Here is a 13,191-nt window from a genome sequence, read left to right as displayed (position 1 = left end):
AGTTGTCATCCGTGCGCCGTTGGCGGCGTCAATGCATCTCGAAGGAGGAAAAGGTTTTTGCCGACATCACTATACCCAATCCGTGCAGCGCCGCACAGCCATGGCTGTCAGCTCCATGGAGACTGGCGGCCACAAGGCGTATAATTCTGCGTCAATAACTCTCTACCGCTAGTTTCAACGACTGTTTTACAGTATGGCGGGCAATGCGAGATGCCTGGCGAGCGTGACCGATCGTCGCACGACAACAATCACAGCGACGCCGGGCGGGTTGCCAGCCCTGCCAGTATCGTAGCCGGAGTGGCCCATGTTTCAGAATCTCAGCGAGCGGCTTTCGCAGACGCTCAAGTCCATCAAGGGTCAGGCGCGCCTGACCGAGGACAATATCAAGGATACCCTGCGCGAGGTGCGCCGGGCCCTGCTCGAGGCCGACGTCGCCCTGCCGGTGGTCAAGGACTTCATCGACCGCGTGCGCGAGCGTGCCGTAGGGCAGGAAGTGTCGAAGAGCCTCTCCCCGGGGCAGCAGTTCGTCAAGATCGTCCAGCAGGAGCTGGAAGCGACCATGGGCGAGGCGAACGAGGGGCTCTCGCTCAAGGGGGCGCCTGCCGTTGTCCTGATGGCCGGCCTGCAGGGCGCAGGCAAGACCACCTCGGTGGCCAAGCTGGCGCGCTACCTGCGTGAGCGCGAGAAGAAAAAGGTGCTGGTGGTCTCCGCCGACGTCTACCGCCCGGCGGCCATCGACCAGCTCGAGACGCTGGCCGCCGAGGTGTCGGTCGACTTCTTTCCCTCCCGCTCCGACCAGAAGCCGGTGGCCATTGCCGAAGCCGCGCTCAAGCACGCCAAGATCCAGTTCCATGACGTAGTGATCGTCGATACCGCCGGCCGGTTGGCCATCGACGAGGCGATGATGGCCGAGATCGCCGAGCTGCACCGGGTCTGCCAGCCGCAGGAAACCCTGTTCGTGGTCGATGCCATGACGGGCCAGGATGCGGCCAATACCGCGAAGGCGTTCCACGAGGCACTGCCGCTGACCGGGGTTATCCTGACCAAGGCCGACGGCGACGCCCGAGGCGGCGCCGCGCTGTCGGTGCGTCACATCACCGGCAAGCCGATCAAGTTCATGGGCGTGGGGGAGAAGGTCGACGCCCTGGAGCCCTTCCACCCGGATCGGGTGGCCTCGCGCATCCTCGGCATGGGCGACGTGCTGTCGCTGATCGAGGAGGCCGAGCGCACCGTCGACAAGGACAAGGCCGAGCGGCTGGCGAAGAAGGTCAAGAAGGGGGATGGCTTCGACCTCGAGGACTTCCGCGACCAGCTCCAGCAGCTCAAGAAGATGGGCGGCATGGGCGGGCTGCTCGGTAAGCTGCCCGGCATGGGCCAGATGGCCGAGATGGCCCAGGGCCCCGGACCTGAGAAGGAGCTGGGCAAGCTGGAGGCCCTGATCAACTCCATGACACCCAAGGAGCGTCAGCGCCCCGAGATCATCAACGGTTCGCGCAAGCGGCGCATCGCCGCCGGTGCCGGCCTGCAGGTGCCCGATCTCAACCGACTGCTAAAGCAGCACAAGCAGATGCAGAAGATGATGAAGAAGGCAGGCAAGAAGGGCGGCATGCAGAAGATGATGCGCGGCATGTCGGGCATGATGGGCGGCGGTGGTCCCGGCGGCCCGGGGGGTATGGGCGGCATGGGTGGCCCCGGTGGCATGGGCGGCCCGGGCGGGTTCCCCCGTCGCTGAGCCGGTATCGGCCGCTGGGCGGCAAAAGGATTGTCGGTCGGGCTTTCCAAGACGGGCTGATTTCCGTAGAATGCTGCGTCTTCATGGCAGGACCGGACATCTGTCCGGCTGCACGCTTGATAAGCAACAGTGACCGAATGACGCGGAGGCTGGCCTGGTGGCCCGCTTCCGGGGCAGTATGTCGGCATCCGGCCGTTAGCCGGGGTCGTCACGCATCGGTATTAAACGTAACCTCAACTGAAGGACAGTTAACGCCATGGTTACCATTCGTCTGGCACGTGGTGGCGCCAAGAAGCGTCCCTTCTATCATCTGACCGTGACCGATTCGCGCAATGCGCGCGATGGCCGCTTCATCGAGCGTCTGGGTTTCTTCAACCCCATCGCCCGTGGCGGTGAAGAGCGTCTGCGCGTCGATCTGGACCGCGTCACTCACTGGCAGAGCCAGGGTGCCCAGCTGTCCGATCGCGTGGCCGAGCTGGTCAAGGAAGCCCGTAAGCAGGCCTGAGCCTGTCGCTTTGCGGTGACGTCATGAGTGAGCAAGCCGAACGCATCGAGTTGAACGACCATGTGGTGCTGGGCAAGCTGACCAGTCCCTATGGCGTCAAGGGGTGGCTCAAGGTCTACTCCCATACGAGCCCGATGGACGGCATTCTGGAGTATCCCGAGTGGGTGCTGCGGCAGGGCACCGCCCTGACCCGTCATCGCCTGTTGCAGGGCCGTCGGCACGGCAAGGGCCTGGTCGCGCTGCTGGAGGGCGTCGAGGGTCGCGAGGCCGCGGAAGCCATGGCCGGTGCCGAGATCCTGCTACCCAAGTCGGCACTGCCCGGCCTGCCCCGCGGCGACTACTACTGGCATCAGTTGGAAGGGCTGGTGGTAGCGACCCGTGAAGGCGAGGTGCTGGGGCGCGTCAGCTACCTGTTCGAGACCGGGGCCAACGATGTGCTGGTGGTAAAGGGCGACCCGGAAGGTGAGCCGCCGGCCATCGACGATCGTGAACGCCTGCTGCCTTATTTACCCGACGAGGTGATCGTCGAGGTGGACCTGGCCGCTGGGACCATGACCGTGGACTGGGATCCGGCGTTTTGACGGATGAAGCGACCTCACGGGGTTTGTCCATGTGGGTTGGCGTGGTGTCGCTGTTTCCCGAGATGTTCGATGCCATCACTCAGCATGGCGTGACGGGTCGGGCAGTCAGCCAGGGGCGTGTGGCGCTGGAGTTCTACAATCCGCGCGACTATGCCACCGACCGACATCGCACCGTGGACGATCGCCCCTATGGGGGTGGCCCCGGCATGCTGATGAAGGTCGACACGCTGCGTGCGGCCATTCATGCCGCCCGCGATCGGGCTATTGTGGCAACCGGGCAGCAGCCACGTGTGATCTATCTGTCGCCCCAGGGGCGCCGGCTCGATCAGCAGGGTGCGCAAGAACTGGCCTCGGGCCCACCGTTGGTGGTGGTGGCCGGGCGCTACGAAGGCATCGATGAGCGCGTGGTAGAGAGCGACATCGATGAAGAGTGGTCGATCGGCGACTATGTGCTCAGTGGCGGCGAGCTGCCGGCCATGGTGCTGATCGATACTGCGGCAAGGTTGGTCCCCGGCGTGCTGGGGCATCAGGATTCCGCAGTGGAGGACTCCTTCAACGAGGGGCTGCTGGACTGCCCGCACTACACACGCCCGGAGGTGATCGACGGGCGGCGGGTGCCGGATGTGCTGCTCAGCGGGCATCACGGCGAGATCCGGCGCTGGCGGCTCAAGCAGTCGCTGGGGCGGACCTGGCTGAGGCGGCCCGATCTGCTCGAGGGCAGGACGTTGAGTCGAGAGCAGCAGGCGCTGCTCGAGGAGTTCATCGAAGAATACGCGCTGTCTACTAGGTAGCCTGTCTACCCGGTTGATGGGGCGGAGGTGCAGGACGCTGACTCGCATTGAGCTCGCGGACCTGCGTCACCCATCATTTCCCGCGCTCTCGAGCCATATTCGAGCGCCGGGATCACGCTTCGCCACCAAGGTGGTGAAGCCATGTTATCGAGGAGTTATGTCATGAGTAGCAAGAACAAGGTGATCCAGGCGCTTGAAAACGAGCAGATGAGCAAGGAAGTGCCGGCTTTTGCTCCGGGCGACACCATTGTCGTTCAGGTCAAGGTCAAGGAAGGCAACCGTGAGCGTCTTCAGGCCTTCGAAGGCGTGGTGATCGGCAAGCGCAACCGCGGCCTGAACTCCGCCTTCACCGTGCGCAAGATCTCTCACGGTGTCGGCGTCGAGCGTACCTTCCAGACCTACAGCCCGCTGGTCGACTCCATCAGCGTCAAGCGCCGCGGCGACGTGCGTCAGGCCAAGCTCTACTACCTCCGCGACCGCAGCGGCAAGTCTGCCCGCATCAAGGAAAAGCTGGGCTAAATCCAGCTGGCCGACGGCGCACCCGAGCGTGCGCCTCCTGCGAAACCCCGTCACCGCTTGTGCGGGGCGGGGTTTCGTTGCATTAGGTCCGTCAGCGTCGGGGAGAGCCTGCATGTCGCACGCCGATGAATCTCACGTACTGATCGACACCTTTCTCGATGCGCTGTGGCTTGAGCGGGGGGCGAGCGATCACACGCTGACGGCATACCGTCATGACCTTGCGGCCTGGGTCGAGCGCCTGGGGGAAACGGGTGGCTCCCTGCTTGCCCCCGGCGATGCGGCGCTACCGGCCTGGCTCGACGAGCGGCGAGCAGCGGGTTATCGTCTGCGCAGCAATGCCCGGCTGCTTTCCAGCCTGCGTAGCTTCTATCGCTGGGCGCTGTCCGAGTCGCGCACCGACCGCGATCCGCTGGCGGACGTGCGCCTGCCGCGGGTGCGGCCGAACCTGCCGGATACCCTTGAAGAGGCGGAGGTGGAGCGCCTGCTGGCCGCCCCCGATCTCTCGACGGACCTGGGCCTGCGTGACCGGGCCATGCTCGAAGTACTCTACGGCTGCGGGCTGCGCGTCTCGGAGCTGGTGGGGTTGACCGTGGATGCAGTCAACCTTCGCCAGGGCGTACTGCGTGTGCGCGGGAAAGGGGACAAGGACCGGCTGGTCCCCCTGGGGGAAGAAGCCGTACACTGGGTGTCACGCTATCTACGCACGGCCCGCGGGGCGCTGATTGCCGATATCACTCGTCCAGCACTTTTTCCCGGTCGAGGTGATAACTGCATGACGCGGCAGGCATTCTGGCATCGCATCAAGGCCCATGCCCGCACCGCCGGGATCACGCGACCACTGTCGCCCCACACCCTGCGGCACGCCTTCGCGACGCATCTATTGAATCATGGGGCCAATCTGCGTGTCGTACAGCTGCTGCTCGGTCACAGCGACCTGTCGACCACTCAGATCTATACCCATGTCGCGCAGGCACGACTCGAAGCCCTGCACGCCGACCATCATCCTCGAGGCTGACTCATGATCGCTCTACCACGCCGTATCGCCAGCACCCTGATTGCCCTGTCGCTACCCTTGATCGCCCTGTCCCTGCCCGCAAGCGCGTTGGCGGGCGACGCGGCTCTGCTGGCTGAGCGCCTTCAGGGGGGAGGCCAGCCCATGCCGGTGGCCAGTATCCGTGACACTCCCATGGAGGGTATCTATCAGGTGCGCCTGGAGACCGGTGAATCCTTCTACAGCGATGTGGAAGGGCAATACTTTCTGGTCGGCGACCTCTACGAGAACAGCGACCAGGGGCTGGTCAACCTGACCGAGCAGTCCCGCAACGACGAGCGGGTGGCGCGCCTGGCCGACGTGGCCGAGGGCGAGCGGGTCATCTTTCGCGGCACCGGCGAGAGTCGGGCAGAGATCGTCGTCTTCACCGATACCACCTGCCCCTACTGCCGCCAGTTTCATGAAGAGGTGCCCGACCTCAACGCCATGGGCATCGAGGTGCACTACCTCGCCTTTCCGCGTGTCGGCATGGATGGGCAGGGCGCCCGCGAGCTACAGCAGATATGGTGTGCGGACAATCGCAGCGAAGCGATGACGGCGGTCAAGCGCGAGGAAGCCCTGTCGAGTGTCGGCGACTGCGACAATCCGGTCGAGGCACAGTATCATCTCGGCATGGAAATCGGCGTACAGGGTACGCCGGCCATTGTGCTGCCCGATGGCCGCATGGTGCCGGGCTATGTGCCCGCCGATCGCCTGGCCGCAATGCTAGGCCTCGAGGGCTGACAGGCACTGAACCAATCAGTGACATTGATACACAACAGGGGAGCGGGACATTGAAACCGGTGAGAGTGGGAATCTGTGGTCTGGGGACCGTCGGCGGCGGCACATTCAACGTGCTGACGCGCAATGCCGACGAGATTGCGCGGCGTGCGGGCCGTCCGATCGTCATTGAACAGGTGGCACATCGCAGCCTGAACCCGGAGTGTGACCTCACCGGTATCAAGACCACCACGGATGTCTTCGAGGTGGCCCGGAACCCCGATATCGATGTTCTGGTGGAGCTGGTCGGAGGCTATGAGCTGGCCCGCGAGCTGGTGCTGACGGCCATTGCCAACGGCAAGCACGTGGTGACAGCCAACAAGGCGCTGATCGCCGTGCATGGCAACGAGATCTTCCACGCCGCCCACGAGCAGGGCGTCATCGTCGCCTTCGAGGGCGCCGTGGCGGGTGGCGTTCCGGTGGTCAAGTCGCTGCGCGAGGGCCTGGGTGCCAACCGTATCGAATGGGTGGCCGGTATCATCAATGGCACCGGCAACTACATCCTGACGCACATGCGCAGTGAAGGACGTGCCTTCGAGGACGTACTGGCCGAGGCCCAGGCGCTGGGCTATGCCGAGGCGGACCCGACCTTCGACGTGGAGGGCATCGACGCAGCCCACAAGCTGACCATCCTCGCCTCCATCGCCTACGGGGTGCCGTTGCAGTTCGAGAAGGCCTACACCGAAGGCATCTCCCGGGTCACCTTCGACGACGTGGAGCAGGCCGACAACCTTGGCTACACCATCAAGCACCTGGGCATCTCCAAGCGTACCGATGCGGGCCTCGAGCTGCGCGTGCATCCGACGCTGATCCCCAAGGAGCGCCTGCTGGCCAACGTGCATGGGGTCAAGAACGCCATCGCCATCATGGGCGATGCCGTAGGGCCGACCCTCTACTACGGTGCCGGTGCCGGGGCGGAGCCGACCGCCTCGGCGGTGGTCGCCGACCTGCTCGACGTAGCCCGCGACATCGCCACCGACCATCACTACCGGGTGCCCTATCTCGCCTTCATCGGCATCGGTGACGACGACGGCAGCATGCCGATCCTGCCCATGGAGGACATCGTTACCGCCTATTACCTGCGCCTGCTGGCGGTTGACCGTCCCGGCGTGCTGGCACGGGTGGCGACGATCCTCGCCGAACAGGGCATCTCCATCGAGGCCCTGGTGCAGAAGGAGGCCACCGAAGGCGAACTGGTGCCGATCATTCTGCTGACCCATCGCACCCGCGAGAAGAACATGAACGAGGCGATCCGCCATATCGAATCCATGGCCGATATCGCCGGGCCGGTAACGCGGATCCGTGTGGAATCGCTGGATGAGCAGGAATAACGCCATGCGCTATATCAGCACCCGCGGGCAGGCGCCCGCGCTCTCCTTCGAAGAGGTCGTGCTCACCGGCATGGCCAGTGACGGCGGCCTCTACGTACCGGAGGAGGTCCCCCAGCTCTCGGCCGAGGCGCTCGAGGCCATGGCGGGGCTCTCCTATGCGGAGATCGCCTTTCGTGTCATGAAGCCGTTCGTCAACGGCGAGATCGATGACGAGACCTTCCGCGGCATCGTGCGCGATGCCTACGCCACCTTCAGCCATGACGCCGTGGTACCGCTCAACCAGCTCGACGCCAACCACTTCCTGCTCGAGCTGTTCCATGGCCCCACGCTGGCCTTCAAGGACGTCGCCCTGCAGCTGCTCGGCCGGCTGCTCGATCACTTCCTGGCCAAGCGCGGCGAGCGGGCGGTGATCATGGGCGCCACCTCCGGTGACACCGGGTCGGCGGCCATCGAGGGCTGCCGCCACTGCGACAACCTCGACATCTTCATCCTGCACCCGCACAACCGGGTCTCCGAGGTGCAGCGTCGCCAGATGACCTCGGTGCTGGCCGACAACGTCTTCAACATTGCTATCGAGGGCAACTTCGACGACGCCCAGGCCATGGTCAAGGCGAGCTTCGCCGACCAGGGCTTCCTGAACGGCACCCGTCTGGTGGCGGTGAATTCGATCAACTGGGCGCGGATCATGGCCCAGATCGTCTCCTACGTGACCGCCGGCGTGGCGCTGGGCGCGCCGCACCGCCAGGTGAGCTTCTGCGTGCCGTCGGCCAACTTCGGCAACGTCTTCGCCGGCTACATGGCCTATCGCATGGGCCTGCCGGTCAAGCAGTTCATCATCGCCACCAACGCCAACGACATCCTGCACCGCACGCTGGCCGCCAACGACTTCTCCAAGCAGGAGCTCAAGGCGACCCTGGCGCCCTCCATGGACATCGTGGTGTCGTCCAACTTCGAGCGACTGCTGTTCGAGGCCTACGAGCGTGATGGCTGAACAAAACAGACGCTCGATCAAGAGCCGAGCCGCCATCGCCGGACATCCCCTGCACCCGGTCATGATCCACTTCCCTATCGCCTGCCTGATGCTGGTCGTTGCGAGCGATGGCGCCTTTCTCTATACAGAAGACCTGTTCTGGGCCCGCGTCAGCCTGTGGCTGGCTGGAATTGGCGCTCTGGGAGGTTGGGTCGCCAGCATTGCCGGCCTCATCGATCTGATCACGGTGAGACGCATACGCCAGATGATTCTCGGCTGGTGCCACGCCATCCTGGCAGTAATGATGCTGTCGCTGGCCTCGCTCAACTGGCTGTGGCGCTTCAAGGATCCCGTCGACCTGTTGCCCTGGGCCGTGGGGTTGACGCTGATGACGGCAGGGCTGATCGCCCTGGCCGGCATCCTCGGGGGCATGCTCGTCTACGACGAAGCGGTAGGCGTCGAAATCGACGACAAGTGAAGCAAGCCGTGCTTGGCGGGTCGCGTGGCGCATGGTCACTCTCCTTGTCATGCCTCAGTCGAATGGCTTGCCGAGCACAAGCACCAGTACGGCCAGCATCAGTGTTGCCGCCATGATGGCCACCAGCGCGCTTGCCGGCATCAGCCCCCTCAGGTGCTCCTGCTCGAGACGCACGATCAGCCAACCGCATAGCACGTGACAGAAAACCATACCCGTCACCGCCGCCAGCTTGAGTACCAGCCACCCGCCGGTGAGCTGTCCGACGATGAACAACAGGGTTCCGCTCATGATCGCCAGCAGGGCGAATGGCGTTGCAACATGGGTGAAGAGAAAGCGAAGAATGACCGGTGCGGGTGCATGAAAGGACGAGCCAACCCGCGGCTTGGCACTGGCCATCAGCAGCGCGGGCAGGTAAAGCAATGTGCCACACCAGCAGAGCAGGGTGGCGATATGCAGGATCTTGATCCACGGCATGGCAGCATCCTTGCAGTTGCAGTGTCTGCTTCACCCTACCTAGGGTAAGAAGGAGTTGCCAGCTTCGCCGAACTCTCCATTGATAATAGAGAGTCCTTGAGTGCCTGCCCACCGCTGTAGCTGCCCAGCCCATCGGCGGCCACGACCCGATGACAGGGAATGAGCAGCGGGACGGGGTTGGCCAGCGCCGCTGCCGATACGGCTCGTGCCGCCCCCTCGTGGCCCAGCCGGTGCGCCAGCTCCCCGTAAGTGCGGGTTTCGCCGTAGGGAATGCGCAGCAGCGCCGACCAGACATCCCGCTGGAAGTCGCTGCCACCCGGCGCCAGAGAGAGGCTGAAACTGCGCCGGCGGCCGGCCAGATACCCCTCGACCTGTTCTCGGGCTTCTGCCAGCGCAGCGTCATCCCGGCGCGCCTCTGCCGGGTCCGGCTCGTCGTCGGCCGCCACAATCAGGCAACTGACCTGCTGCTGCTCGTCGGCTTCAATCAGAATGTCGCCCATGGGCGAAGCAAATCGGGTAAAGATCGGCATGGCGTCCCCTCCGTCGGTTCAAGAAAGTCATCCTGACTGTATGATCATAGCGAACTCATCGGGCTCAATCCTGTCGCACACTAGGTGGGCGGGCGCATGCCAGCCCATTGGTCGTGGCTACGATAGCCCGGTAACGGAGCTATCATGCCAGGCACCGATAACCCAGGACCGTGACGAAAAGGAGTATCCATGGCCAATCAGAGCCGCCGTGACTTCATGCGCAACAGCTTGCTCGGTGTAGCCGCCCTGCCTCTGGGGGCCGGTATCCTGTCGAAACAGGCCTTTGCCCAGACGCTGCCCCGGCTGGACCCCAACGACGAACAGGCCCAGGCGCTCAACTACGTCGAAGTGGCCGAGGAAGCCAGCGATCATCCTGCCTTCGAGGAGGGTGAGTACTGCGACAACTGCATGTTTTACGAGCCGGAAACCGAAGGCTGTCAGCTGTTTCCGCAGAACAGTGTCGAACCTCGAGGCTGGTGCCAGTCCTGGGCACCGATGGATTGAGCCGCTGGCTCGATGCTGGACAACAGGCGCCTTTTCGGGCGCCTGTTCTTGTTGGCGTTCGCCCACCCGCCTGCCTGCCAGCCGTCTCCGTCACTTCGCCTCCTCGTCCGGTAGCGGCCATTGAAGCCGCCGCCCCACCGAATCGTCATCCATGATGGTCTCCAGTCGCACGGGGAACCCCCACAGCTGATACAGGTGGCGTAGCACCGGATAGACGCTGCGCCCCAGGGGACGGCGGCCATCCTGCACGTGATGCAGCGTCAACGAGCGGTCGCCGCGGATATTGGCAGCATGGACCTGTATATTGGGCTCGCGAACGGACAGCGCATATTGAGTGGCCAGGGCATCCCTGACACGCCGATAGCCCCGTTCATCGTGTATCGCCGTCACTTCCAGCATTTCATCCTGATCGTCATCCACGACGGTGAACAGCTTGAGGTCTCGGATCACCTTGGGTGAAAGGAACTGCTGGATGAAGGATTCGTCCTTGAAGTTGCGCATCGCGAAATGCACCGTTTCCAGCCAATCCCCACCTGCCGTATCGGGAAACCACTCGCGGTCCTCGTCGGTGGGGTTTTCGCACATGCGCTTGATGTCGCTGAACATGGCAAACCCCAGCGCATAGGGATTGATGCCACTGTAGTAAGGGCTGTCGAAGTCCGGCTGATTGACCACCGCCGTGTGCGACTGCAGGAACTCGAGTATCAGACCTTCATCGACCAGGCCATCATCGTAGAGACGATTCATCAGGGTATAGTGCCAGAACGATGCCCAGCCTTCGTTCATCACCTGGGTCTGCCGCTGGGGATAGAAGTACTGGGCCAGCTTGCGCACGATACGAACGATTTCGCGCTGCCAGGGGGCCAGCAGCGGCGCGTTCTTCTCGATGAAGTAGAGCAGGTTTTCCTGGGGCTCCGGCGGATAACGCCCCCCTTCGCGAAGGCCAAGCGGATCTTCGCCATCGTCCAGTGAACCCGGCAGGGTATCGCCAACCGGCCGATCGGGAATGGTACGCCAGAGCATGTTGACCTGGGCCTGCAGGTACTCCTCGCGCTCCGTCTGGCGCCTGGCCTCCTCTTCGGCGGATATCGGTGAAGGGCGCTTGTAGCGATCGACGCCATAGTTCTGCAGCGCATGGCAGGCGTCCAGTAATTGCTCCACTGCCGTCACGCCGTGGCGCTGCTCGCAGTCGGCCACGTACTTGCGGGCAAAGACCAGGTAATCGACGATCGAGCTGGCATCGGTCCAGGCGCGGAACAGGTAGTTGCCCTTGAAGAAGGAGTTGTGGCCGTAGCAGGCGTGGGCCATGACCAGCACCTGCATCATCAGGGTATTCTCCTCCATCAGGTAGGCGATGCAGGGGTCGGAGTTGATGACCAGCTCATAGGCCAGCCCCATCTGGCCACGCCGATAGGCCTGTTCGACCGCCAGGAACTGCTTGCCGAACGACCAGTGGTGGTAGCCCACCGGCATCCCCACGCTGGCGTAGGCGTCCATCATCTGTTCCGTGGTAATGATCTCGATCTGATTGGGATAGATATCCAGGCGATACTCATCGGCCAGGCAGGCCAGCTCTCGCTCATAAGCTTCCAAAACCTCGAAATTCCAGTCGGAGCCAGTAGCAATGGGCTTGCGTCGGGTCATGTTGCCTCCTGTCCGCATCAATGGGCGGTGCGACGCTTGAACAGCTCGCGGAAGACCGGGTAGATATCGCCGGCCTCGACGATCTGGCGCATGGCAAATCGGTCGGGGAACTCGTCGGCCACCGTCTCGTACTCTTCCCATAGCGCCTGGTGGGCATGGGGCGTGATCTCCACGTAGGTGTAGTACTGCAGCCGTGGCATGAGGGACTTCATCAACTGCTCCCGGCAGGTGATGGAGTCGTCGTCCCAGTTATCGCCGTCCGAGGCCTGGGCCACGTAGAGGTTCCACTGCCCCGGTGGATAGCGGTCAGTAATGATCTCGTCGACCAGGGACAGGGCGCTCGACACGATGGTGCCGCCGGTCTCCCGTGAGTAGAAGAACTCCTCCTCGTCGACCTCTTTGGCAGCGGTGTGGTGGCGCACGAAGACCAGCTCGACCTTCTCGTAGTTACGCTCCAGGAACAGGTAGAGCAGCAGGAAGAAGCGCTTGGCAATATCCTTGTGGGCCTGGGTCATGGACCCCGAGACGTCCATGACACAGAACATCACCGCCTTGCTCGACGGCTGGGGCTGATTGATCAGGTTGTTGTAGCGCAGGTCGTAGGTGTCGATGAACGGCACCGCCTCCAGTCGCTTCTCCAGGCGCTCGATCTCGGCCTTGAGCTCGGCGATGCGCGCCGGGTTGCGCAGCACCGGATCCTTGCCCTCCTCCAGGTCAAGCGCCTCCCGTGCCTCGCGCAGCGCCCGCCGAATGGGCGCGCGCATGGCGATCCGCCGGGCATAGGCCTCGCGCATGGAGCGTACGATATTCATGCGTGCCGGCACGCCGTCCCGGGAGACCCCCGCTCGCACCGGCCGCACCTCGTCGAGATCCACCAGCGCCTTGCGCTCCAGGTGTGGCAGCTCCAGTCCGTCGAAGACGAAGTCGAGGAACTCTTCACGACTCAAGGTAAAGGCGAACTCATCCGTGCCTTCACCCTGGTTGGAGGCTCCCCCCTCCCCCGCGCCGTCACCACCACCGCCGCCACCGGGGCGGCGCAGGCGGTCGCCTTCGACGAATTCCTTGTTACCGGGACTGACGATGGTCCGCTTGCCGCCAGGGCCATGCTGGAACACCGGCTCGGAGATGTCGCGTGCCGGAATCGACACCTTCTCTCCACGCTCCATGTCGGTGATCGAGCGGCGGTTGACCGCCTCCTCCACCGAACGCTTGATATGCGTCCGGTAGCGGTCGAGGAAACGCTGCCGATTGACCGCACTCTTGTGCTTGGCATTGGCACGTCGATCGATGAAATAGGTCATGGTGACCTCCCAGGCCAGCGC

At 63.7% G+C, this 13,191-nt stretch carries 14 protein-coding genes and 1 pseudogene; 11 read left to right on the top strand and 4 right to left on the bottom strand.

Going from position 1 to position 13,191, the window contains the following annotated elements:
* Positions 1-304: 304 nt before the first annotated feature.
* From ffh to LOKO_RS16130, 10 genes and pseudogenes are all read left to right on the top strand, one after another.
* Positions 305-1,732: a signal recognition particle protein gene (ffh, locus tag LOKO_RS16175; RefSeq protein WP_066451673.1), complete on the top strand. Its 1,428-nt coding sequence runs from the start codon at positions 305-307 to the stop codon at positions 1,730-1,732.
* Between the two features lie 256 nt (positions 1,733-1,988).
* A complete protein-coding gene (gene rpsP / locus LOKO_RS16170) occupies positions 1,989-2,237 on the top strand; it encodes a 30S ribosomal protein S16 (RefSeq protein WP_066451671.1) in 249 nt (82 codons plus the stop codon).
* 23 nt (positions 2,238-2,260) lie between these two features.
* Positions 2,261-2,818, top strand: coding sequence for a ribosome maturation factor RimM (rimM, locus tag LOKO_RS16165; protein ID WP_066451669.1), 558 nt, complete (start codon positions 2,261-2,263; stop codon positions 2,816-2,818).
* Positions 2,819-2,847: 29 nt separating this feature from the next.
* Positions 2,848-3,609 (top strand): tRNA (guanosine(37)-N1)-methyltransferase TrmD, encoded by a 762-nt coding sequence (gene trmD, locus LOKO_RS16160; RefSeq protein ID WP_066451667.1) that lies wholly within the window; start codon positions 2,848-2,850, stop codon positions 3,607-3,609.
* A gap of 162 nt (positions 3,610-3,771) precedes the next feature.
* A complete protein-coding gene (gene rplS, locus LOKO_RS16155; RefSeq protein ID WP_066451665.1) occupies positions 3,772-4,128 on the top strand; it encodes a 50S ribosomal protein L19 in 357 nt (118 codons plus the stop codon).
* Positions 4,129-4,240: 112 nt separating this feature from the next.
* Positions 4,241-5,143: a site-specific tyrosine recombinase XerD gene (gene xerD, locus LOKO_RS16150; protein WP_066451663.1), complete on the top strand. Its 903-nt coding sequence runs from the start codon at positions 4,241-4,243 to the stop codon at positions 5,141-5,143.
* A 3-nt stretch (positions 5,144-5,146) separates the two neighbouring features.
* On the top strand, positions 5,147-5,902 hold the full coding sequence (locus LOKO_RS16145) for a DsbC family protein (protein WP_066451661.1): 756 nt from the start codon (positions 5,147-5,149) through the stop codon (positions 5,900-5,902).
* Between the two features lie 50 nt (positions 5,903-5,952).
* Positions 5,953-7,269: a homoserine dehydrogenase gene (locus tag LOKO_RS16140; protein ID WP_066451659.1), complete on the top strand. Its 1,317-nt coding sequence runs from the start codon at positions 5,953-5,955 to the stop codon at positions 7,267-7,269.
* A 4-nt stretch (positions 7,270-7,273) separates the two neighbouring features.
* Positions 7,274-8,257: pseudogene (gene thrC, locus LOKO_RS16135) on the top strand (threonine synthase); the annotation flags it as partial.
* Positions 8,253-8,717 carry a DUF2231 domain-containing protein gene (locus LOKO_RS16130; protein WP_066451657.1) on the top strand — a complete coding sequence of 155 codons (465 nt, stop codon included), beginning with the start codon at positions 8,253-8,255 and terminating at the stop codon, positions 8,715-8,717. The pseudogene thrC and the gene LOKO_RS16130, both read left to right, overlap by 5 nt.
* Positions 8,718-8,771: 54 nt before the next feature.
* On the opposite strand, the gene LOKO_RS16125 is transcribed toward LOKO_RS16130, so the two are convergent.
* Positions 8,772-9,191 (bottom strand): CopD family protein, encoded by a 420-nt coding sequence (locus LOKO_RS16125; protein ID WP_066451655.1) that lies wholly within the window; start codon positions 9,189-9,191, stop codon positions 8,772-8,774.
* Between the two features lie 35 nt (positions 9,192-9,226).
* Positions 9,227-9,721: a methylated-DNA--[protein]-cysteine S-methyltransferase gene (locus LOKO_RS16120; RefSeq protein ID WP_066451653.1), complete on the bottom strand. Its 495-nt coding sequence runs from the start codon at positions 9,719-9,721 to the stop codon at positions 9,227-9,229.
* A gap of 189 nt (positions 9,722-9,910) precedes the next feature.
* Between LOKO_RS16120 and LOKO_RS16115 the strand changes: the two genes are divergently transcribed.
* Positions 9,911-10,225, top strand: coding sequence for a high-potential iron-sulfur protein (locus LOKO_RS16115; protein ID WP_043510453.1), 315 nt, complete (start codon positions 9,911-9,913; stop codon positions 10,223-10,225).
* Between the two features lie 90 nt (positions 10,226-10,315).
* Here the strand turns inward: LOKO_RS16115 and LOKO_RS16110 are convergent, their stop codons facing one another.
* Positions 10,316-11,869, bottom strand: a complete 1,554-nt coding sequence (locus LOKO_RS16110) for a SpoVR family protein (protein WP_066451651.1) — start codon at positions 11,867-11,869, stop codon at positions 10,316-10,318.
* A 17-nt stretch (positions 11,870-11,886) separates the two neighbouring features.
* A complete protein-coding gene (locus tag LOKO_RS16105) occupies positions 11,887-13,170 on the bottom strand; it encodes a YeaH/YhbH family protein (RefSeq protein WP_066451646.1) in 1,284 nt (427 codons plus the stop codon).
* Positions 13,171-13,191: the final 21 nt, after the last annotated feature.

The organism is Halomonas chromatireducens (assembly GCF_001545155.1).
GTDB lineage: Bacteria > Pseudomonadota > Gammaproteobacteria > Pseudomonadales > Halomonadaceae > Halomonas > Halomonas chromatireducens.
The sequence above is the reverse complement of the archived record's forward strand: the minus strand, read 5'-3'. Positions and strand labels throughout refer to the sequence as shown.

Coding starts and splice junctions, on each gene's coding strand:
- ffh (WP_066451673.1), top strand. CDS start 305: ATGTTTCAGAATCTCAGCGAGCGGCTTTCGCAGACGCTCAAGTCCATC.
- rpsP (WP_066451671.1), top strand. CDS start 1,989: ATGGTTACCATTCGTCTGGCACGTGGTGGCGCCAAGAAGCGTCCCTTC.
- rimM (WP_066451669.1), top strand. CDS start 2,261: ATGAGTGAGCAAGCCGAACGCATCGAGTTGAACGACCATGTGGTGCTG.
- trmD (WP_066451667.1), top strand. CDS start 2,848: ATGTGGGTTGGCGTGGTGTCGCTGTTTCCCGAGATGTTCGATGCCATC.
- rplS (WP_066451665.1), top strand. CDS start 3,772: ATGAGTAGCAAGAACAAGGTGATCCAGGCGCTTGAAAACGAGCAGATG.
- xerD (WP_066451663.1), top strand. CDS start 4,241: ATGTCGCACGCCGATGAATCTCACGTACTGATCGACACCTTTCTCGAT.
- LOKO_RS16145 (WP_066451661.1), top strand. CDS start 5,147: ATGATCGCTCTACCACGCCGTATCGCCAGCACCCTGATTGCCCTGTCG.
- LOKO_RS16130 (WP_066451657.1), top strand. CDS start 8,253: ATGGCTGAACAAAACAGACGCTCGATCAAGAGCCGAGCCGCCATCGCC.
- LOKO_RS16125 (WP_066451655.1), bottom strand. CDS start 9,191: ATGCCGTGGATCAAGATCCTGCATATCGCCACCCTGCTCTGCTGGTGT.
- LOKO_RS16120 (WP_066451653.1), bottom strand. CDS start 9,721: ATGCCGATCTTTACCCGATTTGCTTCGCCCATGGGCGACATTCTGATT.
- LOKO_RS16115 (WP_043510453.1), top strand. CDS start 9,911: ATGGCCAATCAGAGCCGCCGTGACTTCATGCGCAACAGCTTGCTCGGT.
- LOKO_RS16110 (WP_066451651.1), bottom strand. CDS start 11,869: ATGACCCGACGCAAGCCCATTGCTACTGGCTCCGACTGGAATTTCGAG.
- LOKO_RS16105 (WP_066451646.1), bottom strand. CDS start 13,170: ATGACCTATTTCATCGATCGACGTGCCAATGCCAAGCACAAGAGTGCG.